General features: G+C 50.6%; 2 tRNA genes. Both read right to left on the reverse strand.

The features are described from left to right. Positions 1-294: 294 nt before the first annotated feature. Positions 295-370: transfer RNA gene (locus E1J61_RS37040), tRNA-Ala, on the reverse strand. A gap of 11 nt (positions 371-381) precedes the next feature. Next, a tRNA-Ile gene (locus tag E1J61_RS37045) sits at positions 382-458 on the reverse strand. Between the last annotated feature and the right edge of the window lie 64 nt (positions 459-522).

Genomic DNA, 522 nt, shown 5'->3' on the forward strand with positions numbered 1-522 from the left:
TGTGTCTCAAGCTTGCGCTCATGACACCGCTCACTACAGGTTGAGTTCTCGCATTTGTGCCGTATTCCAAGTCATCTTTCGATCACTTTAAATACATTTTGGTTGATACAATCACAACCCGGTATCGCGTTTGCTACTGCAGCGTCTCATCAACGCTCGCGCGACACCTTTACTACATCCCATATTGTTAAAGAACAGCCGACTTTCGTCGCTTGGCAATGCCAAATGAAAACACTCGCAACCTCATCGTCGCGATGCGCTTTCATTTGACAACCAATCCAAGGTACCAGGTGATGGTGGAGGATGACGGGATCGAACCGACGACCCCCTGCTTGCAAAGCAGGTGCTCTCCCAGCTGAGCTAATCCCCCCTCGGATAACTTGGTGGGTCTGGTAGGACTTGAACCTACGACCCCCGCCTTATCAAGACGGTGCTCTAACCACCTGAGCTACAGACCCTTGGCTGTAACAGCAAACAAACCGATAAGTGTGAACGCTAGGCTTGAGACACAAGCCTCTGGAA

The sequence above is a fragment of the Cupriavidus sp. L7L genome (assembly GCF_004353535.1).
Taxonomy (GTDB): domain Bacteria; phylum Pseudomonadota; class Gammaproteobacteria; order Burkholderiales; family Burkholderiaceae; genus Cupriavidus; species Cupriavidus oxalaticus_A.